Here is a 15,777-nt window from a genome sequence, read left to right on the forward strand (position 1 = left end):
TGGGGACGTAGCTTAGTTGGTAGAGCGCCGCCTTTGCACGGCGGAGGTCAGGAGTTCGAATCTCCTCGTCTCCATTCATACTCTCTCACTCGCGTTTGTACACGCGGGTGGGATGGTGACTTTAGCGGAAGAGAAATACCCGTTCCCATCCCGAACACGGAAGTTAAGCCTTCCAGCCCTGATGATACTACGTGGGCAACTGCGTGGGAAAATAAGACGTCGCCGTTCCACCCGCTTGTATAAACCAGACAAGAGATATGCGGGCTTTTAGCTCAGGTGGTTAGAGCGCAGTCCTGATAAGACTGAGGTCCCTGGTTCGAGTCCAGGAAGGCCCATTTTTGACTATCCCGATAAGACGGCTTTGGCGGTCTTATTTTTTTGACCCGATTCTTTATTCGTCAAAAGATAAAGAGTACATATACGGGCTTTTAGCTCAGGTGGTTAGAGCGCAGTCCTGATAAGACTGAGGTCCCTGGTTCGAGTCCAGGAAGGCCCACTTCTCAAAAAAGACAGCTAAAAATTAGCTGTCTTTTTTGTATTATGGAGGTTCGGCTCTTTCTTAAAATTCAAGATGAGTAACTCGCTGCCTGCAGCAGCAGGAAATAAATGAGGATCGAAAAATGTGGGCAACGGCCCACATTTTTCGATCCTCATTTATGGATTGAAGCTACCTACGGCACTTGAGCATATCAAGTCTAACGAAATACGGGTGTCTATTTGCGATAGTGGCGAATACGGTTGTAGATGATGCGCAGGCCTTCAAGGGGGAGATATTGATTTACATATTGGATCTCAGGAATAATCGGAGCCATCTGCTGAGCCATACCGCCATGCGCAATGATCTTGATCTCACTCTCGCTGGTCACATCTGGTATCTCTCTGCACAAACGCGAGATGAGCCCCTGGACCAGTCCGACATGGCCATAGATAATACCAGATTGCATGTTTTCAATAGTATTTTTGCCCAGCGCTGAACGAGGCGGCGTCATATTGACACGATAGAGCTGCGAGGCGGCAGAGCTTAAGGCTTCAGCGGAAATAGCCAGGCCGGGTGCAATCGCTCCACCAAGGAAATCCCCTTCAGCCGAGACAACATCAAAGGTGGTAGCGGTACTAAATGCGATGACGATGGCAGGCCCTCCATACAAATGGTGGGCAGCGATAATCGTCATAATGCGATCTGAACCTACTTCCCAGGGATTATCAACCAGTAATTTAATACCAAGATCAAGCATGTGGTTGACCACTAGTGCTTCTCGATTGCAATAACGCGTCGCCAGGTCCTGAAAAACGGGTGTTAATGGGGGAACCACGCTTGACATGATGATGTCTTCAATATCAGTGAAGGTATAACCAGCATGCCTCAGGAGATCATTTAAGACCATGGCATATTCATCTGTAGTCCGCTGTCTCGCCGTTGAGACAACCCAGCGATGCTTCATTACTTCCTGGTCATACAGACCAAATTTGATATTTGTATTGCTGATATCCAGTGCAAGCAGCATAAATGTATCCCTTCAATGATCTACCAGTACAGGTTATTTTTGCATGACTTCCATGCCACGGACCGCGGCCACATGTTGCTTGAGTACAGCCGCAATCATAAAGGGATCACCAAAAGCATTATCATTGACGACGGTTACTTCAGTATCGGTGCGATCATCGATAAACGCTAATGAGCTTGGCGTACGTACGCGTTTGCGCCTCTGCTTCTGGCCGGATTCTGTGACACCTCGACCAAAGATAAAGCCCATAATATTTTCTGCCGGTCCCTGGATACCTCCCACGCCGTTCTCATCTGCAGATGGATTGCGATCGATTGGAGCACGTCCACGCGCCGTTACATGTCGAATATTCTCCAGCGGCACCTGAGTGATCTTCGCTCCCTCGCGCTTCACAAAATCAGTTTTCGTCAGCACAATTATATGCTGTCCGGCCTGGCGTAAACGCAAGCAATCAATCACGAACATATAAAAACTTCCGATCAGAATAAACACCAGTATGCCAAGCAAAATTGTGGTTAGAATGATCGAAAATGTGCCGCGCTGATAATTAAAAGGGATAACTATCGGGGCGATCAGGGCCAGCAAGACGCTGCCCATCAAAATACCAAAAATCCAACCTACGATACCCGAGATTACTTTTCCTTTCTGTAAAGGGAATGCATACCAGCCTTCGGGAAGTTCCGCGCTCGTGCTCGCCTGTGCGAAAATCTCTTCTGCGTCCATTTTGAATTTCCTCGTTAAAAAATATGGTACCGTCTTATATCAGGCATTATTATACCAGACATTGATCTATTTGGAAAAAGGTCAGCATAATTATGTCTATCGGAAATGTCCCCTCTTGAAAAACAACAGACTGTCAAAAGTCGCAGACAGGTGCCGAATGCGGTATAATAGGGTAAGACATGTTGTAAATAGCAAGCAGATGAGTTGAAATCGCCTCGTCTTCGCTCTAGACGCCGGGAGCGCAATGTGGATAATGTATTACGCCTGAATGTTGAGGCAGCCGCACGCCTTGTTCTTTCCAAATATCGAGCCACCCATCCCACATGGACCGATGATGTAACCCCCATTGATGATTTAGCCTCCTGGCTAGGACTCAATATCGCGACCTTTGATGTTAAGGACTACGCGCACGGCACCTATGGCTTTATGGATCCAGATGAGGATGAAGATCTGATTTGGATCTGTCGTCGACTGGCGGAGACATTTCGGCGCTTTACACTGGCTCATGAAATAGGACACGCCTTACTGCATTGTCGCGAAGGTCGTCGCTTCCAGATATTATCTGCCCGGCAGGATCCTTTACTGGTCGCCCGGGATAAGTATGCCTCTGTTCCTGATCCCTCCCCTACCAATCCCTGTCATGATCAGGATATTCAGGAAGATATGGCCAGCCTGCTTGAGCAAGAACAGGTTCTGGAAAAACTGGGTGGGACACATGGCTATGATCCGCGTAGTGAGCGTGAACTGGCGGCGAATATCTTTGCGGCTGAATTGCTCATGCCAGCCAATCGCCTTTATACACTCTATGTCAATGAAGGATTGCCCGCGCACCAATTGGCGACCCGCTTCTTTGTCTCCCCTACCGCTTTATTGAATCGATTGGCTGGTTTTCTCGATCAAGCACCGATAGAGCCAGAAGTTCAGGTCGAAGACAGTGAGCCGGCAAAAACGACGCCGCCGAACACAATGCCAGCCAAAAAAGCGTATGATGAATTTCAACAGGCTGCTATTGAAACAACCACACCGGCTTTAATAGTCGCCGGACCGGGCAGCGGCAAAACAAGTACGTTGATTGGACGAGTAGACTATCTTGTACGCGTCCAGAACATTGCGCCACAACATATTCTGGCCTTAACCTTTTCACGCAAAGCTACCACTGAAATGGAAGAGCGCTTACAACAATTGCTCTCCGATAGCGAGTATGCGATGCCAAAGGTCAGTACATTTCATGCGTTTTGCGCGGAACTTTTGCGTCGCCATGGTTCATTGGTCGGACTACGCTCGGATTTCACACTGATCGACGAGGCCGAGGGATACGATATTTTATTAAGACAGGCCAACGCCTTGCGCCTGCGTCACTATGGTCCTCTTCCCGCGCCTACCCGCTATTTTCCCGATATCCTCAAAGCAATCTCGCGCGCCAAAGATGAATTGACCAGCCCGGAAGAGTATGCACGTCTGGCCCAAAGCGAACTTGCCCTGGCCAGCGATGAAAAGTCCTTGATTAAAGCACAGCAGGATATGGAGATAGCCCAGGCGTACACACTCTATCAACAAGAATTACAACGACGCGGTGATAGCGATTATGGCGGCTTATTAATATCAGCGATCCAACTTCTTGAAGAACATTCAGATGTGCTGGCAGAGTTGCAGCAGACGTTTGAACAGATTCTGGTTGACGAGTTTCAGGATGTTAATCGTGCCAGTGGTGTGCTACTGCGCGTCCTGGCAGGTGAGGCACGACGGGTCTGGGTGGTTGGCGATGCCAATCAGGCGATCTATGGCTTCCGAGGGGCATCACCCGCGAATATCAGCCAGTTTGAGCAGGATTTTCCTGAGGCCCGCGTGCTGCCACTCAGCCGTAACTATCGCTCGCGCCCCGATCTGGTGGCCCTGGCGGAAGCATTTCGCTGCCAGCAATTAGAGCAGGGACAGGATGTTGGAAAAAATGAACCGGTTCGACTGACCCACCCGGATACCTATGTCACGATTGCGACAGCGCCCGATGGCAATAGTGAAGTCGCTGGCTTGATTGCGGATATCCAGCAGAAGCATGCTCAGGGCTATGCCTATAGAGATATGGCGATTCTCTGTCGTCGCCGTAGTCTGGTCAAAAAGATTACCAATGCCCTCATCCAAGCCAATATTCCTGTCATCGAGCAGGGAGGAATGCTTGATCGCGATTATGTCAAAAATGTGCTGGCGCTCCCACTCTTGATGATTGATCCCAGCAGTATGGGACTCATGAGGGCCGCCCTCCAACCGGAGCATCCTCTGAGCCAGCAGGATATCGAGGCCTTGCTCCTGGCCGCCCGCGAACCCGGTAGTAGTCCACGCTTGCTCCTGATGACTGGCGAAGCGCCATTGGAGATGAGCGTTGAAGGTCGCCGTGCCTTGCTGCACCTTTCCCAGATCCTGCAATCATTGCTCAGAACAACCAATATCTGGTCGTTACTGGCACAATATTTGTTGATCGAAACCTCGCTGATTCGTAATTTACTGGCCCATCCAGAACACAAACAAAATAGCATTCAACTCGCAGACTATCGACAGTTACTGCAACTGGCCAGACATTATGATCAACAACAACTCTTACACCAACAACTTGCCCGTCAGGAGCACCAGAAGACGGAGGGCACGCCCGAACAAGAGGTGGGCGACAGTTCTCCCACCATACCAATTGAAGAACAAGCCAGGGGGTTCCTACAATATATTCGCTTGCTCGCACTCTTGCGTCAGGATAATGCCAATCGTCAGGAAAATACTGAAAGTAGCGCAGAACCCATCGATACAATCAGTGTGATGACGATTCATGCCAGCAAAGGACTCGAGTTCCCGGTGGTCTATATGCCGGAATTGATGGAGCGCCGCTTTCCCGCGCAACGCCAGCATTCACCGGTCACCCCGCCTGAAGGCATGCTGGCAAGTGCTATAAATAGCCATGAAGTTGCCGAGTCTTGCCTGTTTTATGTTGGCGTCACCCGTGCACGCGATCAATTAGTCTTAAGCTATAGTGAACGCTACAAAACTCAGGCCTATAAACGCTCATTGTATCTGGATACGTTGGAGGCTGGCCTGCCCGAGGAACGTATTGTCAAACGCTACTGGCAACCCGCCGCCACGACTATCCAGGAAGACGAGCCAGAGAGTCTGGTAGCACCAGGAGCACAGCCAGGACTGGATTTCATTGCGGCCATGCGCTCACCTACCCTGAGTGCCAGCGCAGTGGAAAACTATATGCGCTGTCCCAGGCAATACGCCTATGGCTCAATCTATCACTTTGAGGATGAGCCTAATGGCTATCGGCTTTTTCGGCAGGCAACACAGAAGACCGAAGAAATTCTGCATCGGGAACTCGGTGGCGCGCAAGATCTCACCCAACTTCCTACGCAGAAAGAGATACAGCAGTTATATACCCAACACTGGCAAGATCTCGGTGGAGACAACGATCCATTTTCATCTATGTATGAAGAGCATGGACATGAGGTCGTGGAGTCGATACGGCGCACACTTACAACCCAGGAAGAGCTAGATTGGAATCTGCGTTCAGGCTATAATATAGATGTTGCCGGCACGAATATCCATGTACGGGTAGATCGCGTAGAGTCGGCTAACGAACAGTCACCTCAACCAGTCAGGTTTGTTCGCACCAGTTATGGGAGCTCAAAAAGCAAACCCGAAGCAAAGGTCAAAGATCTTTTTTATACCTTAGCCTATCGCCAGCAATATCCCGGTCAAAATGTAGAATTACACAGTCATAATATGAGTACTGGCGAGAGCGTTCCAATCACCATCGGCAGCCGCAAGGAAAAAAATCTTTATCAGAAAATAGAGCAAGCGGTCAAAGGTCTGGAGAACAATGAGTATCCAGCCAGACCAGAGGATCAACAAGGCTGTCCTAAGTGTCCATTTTTCTTTATTTGTCCGACTTAAAAGTTGTCAAAACGTATCTATTCATACTGTACATTGCGTGTTATAGATTGTGCAGTATAGAAATTGCAGATCAGCGATAGAGGAAAGCCATGAACGATCAAGAAATTCTTCAACATATTCAGGAACTTGTCAATGAAGAACACCATCTTCTTAAATTAGAAGAAGATGGCAAAATCCAGGGAGACCAGCGTCAACGCGTAAAAGATCTGGAAGTAGGCCTCGATCAGTGCTGGGATCTTCTCCGGCAGAGGCGTGCCCGCAGAAACGCTGGCCAGAATCCTGATGATGCCCAACCACGCGATGCCAGCATAGTAGAAAACTATAAGCAATAAAATTCACAAAGGTACGTTAAAAAGAGAGCCTCCCTGGTCATATATCAGGGAGGCTCTCTTTTTATTTCGGTACTGGTAGCACTCAAGACTGAAACGTGCTTAGTTCACCGAGGTGGTATCAATGGATGGTGGTGTGGTAGCATTATCCGCATATTCACCACGATAGCGCTCAGGCAACATCTCCGCGATACGTTGCATCACCTGTTCGGTCGCATCAGCAATATCTTCACGCGTAATCTTGTTACCTTTGGGCTTTAGCAACATCGGCTCTCCATAAGAGATGGTCACATGGGCGCCAAATTTTTTCAGGGCGTTCTCACTACCCCAGATTGCCACAGGAATTACCGGCACGCCTGAACGCAAGGCAATCATACCCAGGCCAGCGTGTGCTTTTCCTAGTGTATGGGTTTTGCTGCGCGTTCCCTCAGGAAAGATGATAAAGACTTTTTTCTGCTTCAACTGTTCCTGTGCGGCGCGGATCGCCTGGCGATCACCTTCACCACGCTTAACCGGGAAAGCACCGAGAAAGCGAACCAACCAGCCTACCTTGCTATGGAAACTTTCTTCCTTGGCCATGTAGACAACTTTACCAGGAACATAAGAAGGCACCAATGGAACGTCCGTCCATGAAATATGGTTCGAGGCGATAATATATGGACCTTTTTTCGGCAAATTGTAGCGTCCACGCAAATGGACACGTGCTACCAGAAAGAAAACCGCTTTGGCCAGGAAACGAATCGCTTCATACAACACACGTGGGGTTGAATAGGGCTCATATAAGTTTTTTTCTGGCTTCTTTGGTGATTGGTTTTTTGCAGTAGCGGCTGCGTTTGTTGAAGAATCGGCAGCATTTATGTCCTGCTTCATACTGTATCCTCCACATATGGGGCGAGAGTAGCTAATACCTGCGGCACAGTCAAATAATCGGTCTCAATCACGATAGCATCAATCGCAGGCTGCATATTATCATGATCGATAGCATCTCGACGCTCAATATCAGCCATGAGAACTTCCGCCGAGGGAACATTATCAGCGTTGCCACCTGCTCGCTCAACTAGCTCCGCATGCCGCCGCCGTGCCCGTTCAGCCAGACTGGCAGTTAAATAAATTTTGAGTTCAGCATCAGGTAGGACCACCGCGCCGATATCCCGCCCAACCATCACCACTTGTCCTTCCCTGGCCATAGCCTGCTGTTGAGTAATCAACAGTTTGCGTACTTCAGGATGGGAAGAGACAGCCGAGACTGAACGTGTAACATTCGCATCGCGAATATCCCAGGTGATATCTCGTCCATCTACCTGTACGGTATATTGCCGCCCGTCATTGATATGGGGATGGCTAATCACGATATTAGCTTGCTGTGCCAGCTCTCCCAGGGCAGGACCATCATTAATATCCACATCCTTATGAAGCGCAAGCCAGGCCACTGCACGATACATAGCCCCAGTATCTACATAAAGATAGCCCAATTGACGGGCAAGTTGTTCACCTACAGTACTTTTTCCCGAGCCTGCCGGTCCGTCTATTGCTATACATTGTGGCCCAGACATGAATCCTCCGCGTATTGATGATAATCATAACTGAACCGATTATATCATATGTAGCCACGTTGGGAGGGAGGATTATGATTGCTTCTCAGGAACATGTTCTTTTGTCAGCTGGTGTATTTCCGCAGCGGTGAGGTGTCGCCATTGGCCCTGTGCCACGCCTTTAAGGGTCAGATTTCCCACACCGACGCGAATCAATTGCCGCACAGGATATCCTACTGCACGTAACATCCGACGCACCTGGCGTTTATGGCCTTCGTGCAACGTTAAAATCAGGCTGGTCCCTGCTCCACTCTGCCGCAATACCCGTACCTGTGCTGGCGAGGTCTGATAGAGGCTACCATCATCTTCATGGATCGTGACACCCTGGCGCAGAGCTTCCAGTGCTTCTGGCGTTGGATTGCCCTGGACCAGCGCTTCATAGTGTTTCTGGGTTGAATAGCGGGGATGGGTTAATTGTAAGGCAAAGTCCCCATCATTGGTCAACAATAATAACCCACTGGTATCAATATCCAGCCGGCCCACAGGATAGACGCGCAGACGGCGGATCTCAGGCGGTACCAGAGCAAGGACCGTTGGCCGATGCTGCGGATCATGAGCTGTGCTGACATAACCAGCGGGCTTATGGACCAATAGATAAACTTTCTGCGTGGCCGCCTGGATAACTTTGCCATCCACACTGATCTGATCCTGCTCGGGATCAATACGGACACCCTGGGCTGTAATGGTTTGACCGTTAACTTGCACTCGCCCGGCGGTAATTAACTCTTCAGCATGACGACGCGATGCCACGCCGGCATGGGCTAAAAAGCGCGATAGCCGTTCACCGGCTACCGTATTTTCGGACTCGGATTTTTGCTCTGGTTTCTGCTCGCTCATAGACTCAGCTTTCCTATCATGCAGTTATCAGCACGCTTGTTGCGGCAGTTCTGGTGATAGCTTCAAGATATATACAACATTCCAACACACAACCAGAAAGTTGGCGATGGAGCGCTCTTTAAACTACACCATCTCAGCGGATTCGGCAAGTTAGCAGCTATTGGTCCATTGAAGTTGGCTATCCACGCTTGAAATCATCAGGATTCACGAAGAGCTGAACATTCCCACAATTTGTGCAGACCAGAGCTGAAACATTTGAGCCCATGAAGGTATGTGCATCACTCAGTACTCTTAGATGATCGCCATGTCCCGTGATGTTTCGCCATTGCCGAAAACTACCATCTACACTGCATAACGGACAGGGTGGTAACGGTGTTGATTGATTGTTCATTATGATTATCTCGCTTCTATTTATATATTTTTCACGCTTGACAATTAAGATAGACGCAGCGAGATTCCAAAGATAAAGCGAGCTCAAATGCGCTGAATGCCCAACATACAATTGCTACAGAGCTTCTCACGGCAGGTGTGTTGATAGATATAGTGTAATCCTTGCTGCCGGCAACTTCCACGTGGTTCTCTGGATAATCCTAGCTGCAGGCACATACTGCGTGTAATGCGATTGGATGAGAGTCCGGGATGCTGCAGATAGAGGGATTGGACACGCTCAGCCAGGAGCGTATGCTGTTCGAGCAGAGCGACGGCATAGGCAAAAGGCAAGACAGCATTGCACAATACGATATCGGTGCGCGCAAGACTCAGACCCAGTTCACAAAAGCCTGCCCTCAGGTCTGATAACAGAGCTGTATCAGTTTTTGCGACTTCAGGAAGCAAGTTACGACGCAAGGTGTGCCAGATACCAGGCACCCGCCAGCGCTCAAATAGCCTGGACAGCATCTGAAGGCGCGCGCGATCCAGGGGCGAGGGTCGGAGCGTATGTCCTGACGGCTCAGGCAAGGGGACATGTTTCCAGAGGAGTTGGGCTCCCAGTGCACGAAATAGCTCTCGATCGCGACCATAGCCCAGGCTCTCAGCCAGTGCCAGGAAAAGACAGGTATCATAGATATCCAGCTCTGACCTTGCTGAGTACCCTTTGTGCAATTCTTCAAGAAAATGATGGCTCTTTTCTTCGAAACGCAGCAGGCCAGCCCGCTGTAATAAACGCTCTTGCTCCTGAATGCTCAATCCGCTCAATCGGCGCTGGCAGGGCCAACCATCAAGCTGGATGGCGATAGCCGGTAGAGTACGTCTTCTATTGCTGCTGATGACAACGTCAGCCAATGAGCAGACGGGAATCTCCACTCCATCCTGGCGGCGCGTGGGTCTGGCATCATCACAGAAGAGGACCACATGCAGAAGAACGGTATTATACCGGGCATCATATTCATGACGATGGACACGCCAATCGCTGGTATGAACATGAAATTCCACATCCCCAACAACCTGTTCATGAGCACCAGGTTCAGAGTTATTGATATCGACAGGGGCAGGCAGGAAACGTACGATAGCATCTCGTACATCAGGTCCCACGGCTCCCCCTGGCCGGCCAGCAAAGAGAATCTGACACCAGCTACCATTCTGTAGGGGTAGACAGGTTAAACGCGGTATTGCCCACCAACGCTCGACCACCTCACGTTCATATGGCGCTTTGCGCTCATAAATCTGATCTCTGGCCAGGGCCAACCGTACAGGTGGCATCTCAGCCAGAGCGCTATTGCACCTCTGGATCGTGCTCATTATCATCATCTCGCTCTTCTAACCCCTCTTCCACATTCTTGAGCAGGGACCGCGTATGGGTCACTTCCATCTCGGCAGCGCACAAAGCGCGTACCGCATCGTCTCCAGTCAGCGTCCCTTCCTCAACAGCTGCACGAACCAGCGCTAATGTATGCTGCGCCTGCTTGAGCAATGCCTGAATATCCTGTGTATGCTCACGACCAGCCCCTAGTAAAGCCTCAGATTCCGCCGCCTGATCGGCTTCGGCATCTGCGAGGATAAGTGAGGCAACTGCGGCAAAGGCATCTTCGTCTTTATCAATGCTGTCAAACATACCATTGTTCTCCAGTATTTCTTCGTTGCTAATCTCTCCACCAGTAGAAAATTCTTCGACTTCACTGTCTACAAAAATATTATCCCCCTCGGGTACAAAAGTTGAAAGCAGCTGCTCGGTCTCTTCGGCTGCCTGGGCCGTCTCACGGGCAAAAATTTGCGCTCGTTCGGCCTCCGTCTGCATGCGCTCATATTCTTCCCCGAGGTGCCGTCCCATACTGGATTGTTCGAGGCGCAACTCAGCATACTCAGCACGTTCAACAGCCAGACGGGCAGCGTCTTCAGCCAGCAGCGCAATCTCCCGCGCATCGCGGGCCAGGGCTTGAGCCTCCTGCACTATCTCTGCGGCCCGCTCGTTGACGTGCTCTTCATGTACTGATATAGACACAACATCCCCAGCAAATACAGATGATCCACTCCCGATCCGTTCCACAAAAGCCTGCCTATCTTTGCCCTTCCGGTTAGCATTCAGTTCTTGCAGCCGATGCTCTAGCCTCTGTACACGTACTACTTTGACCTGTAATCGTTCCTGCACCAGACGTAAACGCTCCTCGCTTCTTTCTTGCGCGGCACGAGCTTTCTGCAAACGCTCTTCCAAGTGTCGCTTGCGCTTGTTAAACTTTTTCTTGCTGTAAATTGCTTTCTCTTTCGGGGAAGACGAGTGAGAACTGCTCATATAGGCCATCCTCCAGGCGGTGTGTGCAAACTCTACTTCATACAAAGTAGTCAAAGAACGTACCAATACGCCAACCATCAACCAACCTCACTCATTAACACTCCCCGACAACCAGAAGGTAGACGCATTCCAGCATACCATACTTATTCGTACCTTTTCTAAAGATGCTGCCCCTTATTTCCTATGCAAAGCATCTATAAATTTACATTTTTATCGTTCATATACGTCTTAACGTATACCAAAGCGATGGAAACATTTCCTTGAGAGCTAAAAGAAACATGCATGAGTCTCGCGCCACACGGTGCTCTCACAGTGGTTTTTATGGTGTTGCGTCAGGCTCACTACTCCTATTGGGATGGGAGCCAGATATTCTCTGAGAAATTCAGTTGTAAAAGTAGACAAGCGCGATAGACTACGGTATGATGACTTGCAGACAAACAGGAACAATCCAGGAATAAGATACAAAAGAAAGATTTACGCAAGCAAACTTTTTACCCCCATGAGGAAACGACTTTGCAACGCTACAACAGTAGAAGCCAATCTTTCTATGCAGCGAAATGTATGTGCAAATTGGTATGATACATCTTCTCGATATCAATGAGAAGCAAGAGGTCATAATGCGTAACACATTTTTTATGGCACTATTCTATTCAGTAAAAAGAAAAAAACTGGTCCTTTCTCTTTCTATAGTCCTTCTTTCTATTTTCAGCATTCTTCTGGCTCCAGGCCGAGCCCTGGCAGAAACAACACCGGGTGGAGATGTCTCTAATCCAGTTATACGTGCAGTGGATATCGCAAAACCCGCAGTGGTACGCATTATTACCACTCTCGGTGGCCGGTTGACAGTCCATTTTACCGATCAGCAAAGCGCGACATTCCCTCTTAGCGGAGGGAATTATAACCTGAAACTTTCCGGGAGTGGAACGTTTATTAGCTCTCACGGCGATATTCTGACGGCCGACCATGTCATCCAGCCTCCACGTGATAAATCGATGGATGATGTTCTAGAGATGACGGCAGCGAAGGATGTCGCTGACTACGTCAATCAGACATTCCATCCAACTACCCCATACACTGATCAAGATACATATGCAAATATGCATTATGGCATTTTTCGCTCGACGTCCAGCTATAAGAAGCCAACCAGTGAGGTGTATCTCAGCAAAGACTATGCCGGCGTCATAAATGCCACCAAACTCTCTGAGGTTTCACAGAATCTCCATGCAAGTGTCGATCAGATCAAAAAAGAGAGCGCAGTTGATGAGAAAGATGTCGCAATCATTCATATCAATATGGATGATACCCCATCGGTTCACCTTGGCGATTCCTCGAATGTATCACAACAAGATGAGTTAACAATTATTGGCTTTCCTGGCAATGGTGATCTGGGTGATCCTCAGACGCCTGATCCAACATCTTTTCTCACCTCTTCTGTCAATAAAATCTATGTCAGCTCAATTAAAACATCTGGGGGGGTGGTCAGGTTATTCAGGTAGGGGGAAATGTAGAGCATGGCGATAGCGGTGGCCCTGCGCTCGATAAACAGGGAAATATCGTCGGCGTGGTCAGCTTTTACAATCAATTTGCACAGGCACCCATTGGTACGAGCTTCCTACAGGCAGGTAACAGTGCCAACCAGTTATTGACCGGTCTTAATCTGGATCTCAAACCTGGCAAATTTCAACAAGCCTGGGAACAGGCATTCAAAAGCTATACCAGCAATGGCAACAATCACTGGCATCAAGCATATGCGGGTTTCCATAAATTACAACAAGATTATCCTGATTTCCAGGCAGTCAATCCGTTCATGGATTATACGTCCAGCCAATCCTTGCACGAAAAGCTACCAGAAAAATCCACACCCAATAACTATCTGATGCCCCTGATTACTGCGTTAATCATCATCGGTATTGTAATTCTCTTGCTCGCAATCCTGATCTGGTTCGTCTGGTCGCGTCGGCCCAAACCACAACTGGCCTATCAGACCAATACGCAAACGGCACCTACAGGTACTACATATCCAGCCTATCCAACTGGTTACGCAGGCTATACAGGCAATGGAGTACAACCCCAGCCACCACAAGTACCAGGATTTTATCATCAGACAGCTACACCAGCCCGGCCGATGGAGTTTGCTCAGCCACAGGTGCCACAAACTCCACAACCAGTGCCTGGTTGGCAAAATTCACAACAGCATTCTTACCCGGTGCAACCATCAGATGATCATGTAGCGATTGCTGAGCCCACACATTCTTCCAATGAGGCAAATACACAGCAGCAAGCATTTGAGGGCCCCAATAACGCTGATAATCCCGTACAAGCATACTTTCCAACTGGAGAGAGTGAAGGGGATAATGGGATCCACGCGAACAATACTCAGGTTGAAAGAATGGAACAGTGGCCGGTAGAGATACCAGATCAGCACATAGGCCATGAAGATGCTCCTACTATGGCCGCTGCAACCGCTGCTCCGGTGACCGGAAACGAAAAAGATCTGGAACTGACCAACCAACAGGCGCAGCCCGAGAAAATCGAGATGACACAAAAACTTCCCCGGATACGGGTGCCATCTGCAAAGATAACGGGTAATCTCAATCATCAAATTGACTCGCCTCAGCCAACAAATGACTAACAAGAGTATCATTATTCCTTGATGAGGCAGTGGTAGAGATAAAAAGCGTGCGTCTGGTGAAATGCCAGACGCACGCTTTTTATCTCTACCACTATACATATGTCTTTACTCAGACGCCTCGCTCCAGCAGCGCTCACGCTATTTTTGTGTGGGAGCAATTACTTTAATTTGTGCACCGCAACCGCATCGCGCTGGGTGTGGAGAACAATTTGAGCCTGGGGATATCTACCATAACTCAGGTGACCGAAATCATTTGTGACCGGTCCAGTGCTATTATCAAGGATCAAGTGAAAAGCTGCCGTTGATGGTAATGACAGATTGATTGGTCCGTTCGTAGTCGTGAAACGATAGCTGCCGTTTCGCTCAAGGCTCCCATTAAAAGTAATCGCGCCATTGCCAACGACCGCTGAGGATTGATTACTGAGTTGCACCTGATGCTCTTCTACATCTCCCTGGCTCGTTTTCATGATTAATTGGCCTTTGACGTTATGCGCCGCAATAGATCCTGTTTCCGCCTGAAGCGTCATCCGACCACTACTATTCTCTACCTCAATTGAGCCAGTATTTGTCCGAGCAGAAACCTGGCCAACTGTGCCAGTCACAGTAATGGTGCCCGTGATGGTATATGCCTCCACCTCAGCCGTTTGCGGCACAGCTACATCAATATCAATTCCACGCGAACCAGCAAACGCAAAGTCTGGCTGTAAGCGAGCATTGACAATAGTCTTAGCTCCATCCTGGTTGTACGTTACTTCTGAACTGATTAAACCCAGTCCCATGCCCTCAGAATATTTGCTGACCTGAAAGCCAAACGGTCCCGTGAGCTGACCATGGATATGGATCGCGCCGGTATCATTATTGATAATAATTTTCTGACGTGCCTGTGGTTGAAAAAAGTAATTTTCAGTCGCATTTTGGGTACCCATTTTATTGATCAAGCCCACCACAAGCAGTCCAGCAACCAGCGCGATCGCCAGTGTTATCAGCAGAATACGCCCCAGACCGTTCTCCTCTGTTCGTGAGAAACGCCAATCGCGGGCGGGCGGGCGACCAGCAAAACCATATGGGGATGTTATGTTTGCATTCGGTGGAGGTGGTATGGGTGTTCCTGCCTCCATAGCAGCCGGTTGTTCTGCCACTCCATGTTCGGCTGGCTCAATCAGCCCATTTTCTGATGCATCAATCGGTGCGCTCGCAACAGGTTCTATAGCAGCGGCTTCAGCTACCTCTGGTTCAGTCACAACCTCGTCAGAAGCAGGATCATGAGCAATCAGCGGTTCCTGTATTTCCGTCTGCTCTGCCTGATCCTTCGACTGAGAAGCCTTTTTCTGTTGTTTCTGCCTTCTAGTAGCTTTTTCGCCTGTTTCAAGATAAAAGGAATCTGGTTTACTCATTACTTGCCCCTCCATGTGTTTCTAAGCAAGCAGAACTGCAGTTTTCCATAGACTGGATAAGGTTATGCATGTTCTGAATGCCAGACCCACAGCATAATTCGACCCTA

The 15,777-nt window shown here is 49.1% G+C and carries 12 protein-coding genes, 3 tRNA genes and 1 rRNA gene; 8 read left to right on the forward strand and 8 right to left on the reverse strand.

From position 1 onward, the window contains the following. Position 1 precedes the first annotated feature (1 nt). The 4 genes from KDW_RS06785 (at position 2) to KDW_RS06800 (ending at position 496) form a co-directional block, all read left to right on the forward strand. A tRNA-Ala gene (locus KDW_RS06785) sits at positions 2-74 on the forward strand. Positions 75-111: 37 nt separating this feature from the next. Beyond that, a 5S ribosomal RNA gene (gene rrf, locus KDW_RS06790) occupies positions 112-228 on the forward strand. A gap of 33 nt (positions 229-261) precedes the next feature. After that, a tRNA-Ile gene (locus KDW_RS06795) sits at positions 262-335 on the forward strand. Positions 336-422: 87 nt separating this feature from the next. Continuing rightward, positions 423-496, forward strand: a tRNA-Ile gene (locus tag KDW_RS06800). 217 nt (positions 497-713) lie between these two features. On the opposite strand, the gene KDW_RS06805 is transcribed toward KDW_RS06800, so the two are convergent. Further along, on the reverse strand, positions 714-1,505 hold the full coding sequence (locus KDW_RS06805) for a type III pantothenate kinase (protein ID WP_151755256.1): 792 nt from the start codon (positions 1,503-1,505) through the stop codon (positions 714-716). A gap of 33 nt (positions 1,506-1,538) precedes the next feature. Then, entirely contained in the window at positions 1,539-2,228 is a 690-nt protein-coding gene (locus KDW_RS06810; RefSeq protein WP_151755257.1) for a hypothetical protein, read from the reverse strand. A 246-nt stretch (positions 2,229-2,474) separates the two neighbouring features. On the opposite strand from KDW_RS06810, the gene KDW_RS06815 reads away from it, so the two are divergent. Continuing rightward, positions 2,475-6,161, forward strand: a complete 3,687-nt coding sequence (locus tag KDW_RS06815) for a UvrD-helicase domain-containing protein (protein ID WP_151755258.1) — start codon at positions 2,475-2,477, stop codon at positions 6,159-6,161. An 89-nt stretch (positions 6,162-6,250) separates the two neighbouring features. Beyond that, positions 6,251-6,493: a DUF2630 family protein gene (locus tag KDW_RS06820; protein WP_151755259.1), complete on the forward strand. Its 243-nt coding sequence runs from the start codon at positions 6,251-6,253 to the stop codon at positions 6,491-6,493. A gap of 99 nt (positions 6,494-6,592) precedes the next feature. Here the strand turns inward: KDW_RS06820 and KDW_RS06825 are convergent, their stop codons facing one another. The 5 genes from KDW_RS06825 to KDW_RS06850 all read right to left on the reverse strand — a co-directional run bounded on the left by KDW_RS06825 (position 6,593) and on the right by KDW_RS06850 (position 11,644). After that, on the reverse strand, positions 6,593-7,360 hold the full coding sequence (locus KDW_RS06825) for a lysophospholipid acyltransferase family protein (protein ID WP_151755260.1): 768 nt from the start codon (positions 7,358-7,360) through the stop codon (positions 6,593-6,595). Then, the gene (gene cmk / locus KDW_RS06830; protein WP_151755261.1) at positions 7,357-8,043 is read right to left on the reverse strand and encodes a (d)CMP kinase; all 687 of its coding nucleotides are present in this window, start codon (positions 8,041-8,043) and stop codon (positions 7,357-7,359) included. The genes KDW_RS06825 and cmk overlap by 4 nt, the downstream gene beginning before the upstream one ends. Positions 8,044-8,115: 72 nt before the next feature. Next, positions 8,116-8,919 carry a pseudouridine synthase gene (locus tag KDW_RS06835; RefSeq protein ID WP_151755262.1) on the reverse strand — a complete coding sequence of 268 codons (804 nt, stop codon included), beginning with the start codon at positions 8,917-8,919 and terminating at the stop codon, positions 8,116-8,118. Between the two features lie 474 nt (positions 8,920-9,393). Next, positions 9,394-10,665 carry a DUF2851 family protein gene (locus tag KDW_RS06845; protein WP_151755264.1) on the reverse strand — a complete coding sequence of 424 codons (1,272 nt, stop codon included), beginning with the start codon at positions 10,663-10,665 and terminating at the stop codon, positions 9,394-9,396. Beyond that, entirely contained in the window at positions 10,631-11,644 is a 1,014-nt protein-coding gene (locus tag KDW_RS06850; RefSeq protein WP_162005018.1) for a hypothetical protein, read from the reverse strand. The genes KDW_RS06845 and KDW_RS06850 overlap by 35 nt, the downstream gene beginning before the upstream one ends. Positions 11,645-12,261: 617 nt before the next feature. Between KDW_RS06850 and KDW_RS06855 the strand changes: the two genes are divergently transcribed. Beyond that, positions 12,262-13,140, forward strand: coding sequence for a trypsin-like peptidase domain-containing protein (locus KDW_RS06855; RefSeq protein WP_162005019.1), 879 nt, complete (start codon positions 12,262-12,264; stop codon positions 13,138-13,140). Between the two features lie 65 nt (positions 13,141-13,205). Next, entirely contained in the window at positions 13,206-14,276 is a 1,071-nt protein-coding gene (locus tag KDW_RS06860) for a hypothetical protein (RefSeq protein WP_151755267.1), read from the forward strand. A gap of 158 nt (positions 14,277-14,434) precedes the next feature. Here the strand turns inward: KDW_RS06860 and KDW_RS06865 are convergent, their stop codons facing one another. After that, on the reverse strand, positions 14,435-15,670 hold the full coding sequence (locus KDW_RS06865; protein ID WP_151755268.1) for a DUF4097 family beta strand repeat-containing protein: 1,236 nt from the start codon (positions 15,668-15,670) through the stop codon (positions 14,435-14,437). Positions 15,671-15,777: the final 107 nt, after the last annotated feature.

The organism is Dictyobacter vulcani, from assembly GCF_008974265.1.
Classification (GTDB): domain Bacteria; phylum Chloroflexota; class Ktedonobacteria; order Ktedonobacterales; family Ktedonobacteraceae; genus Dictyobacter; species Dictyobacter vulcani.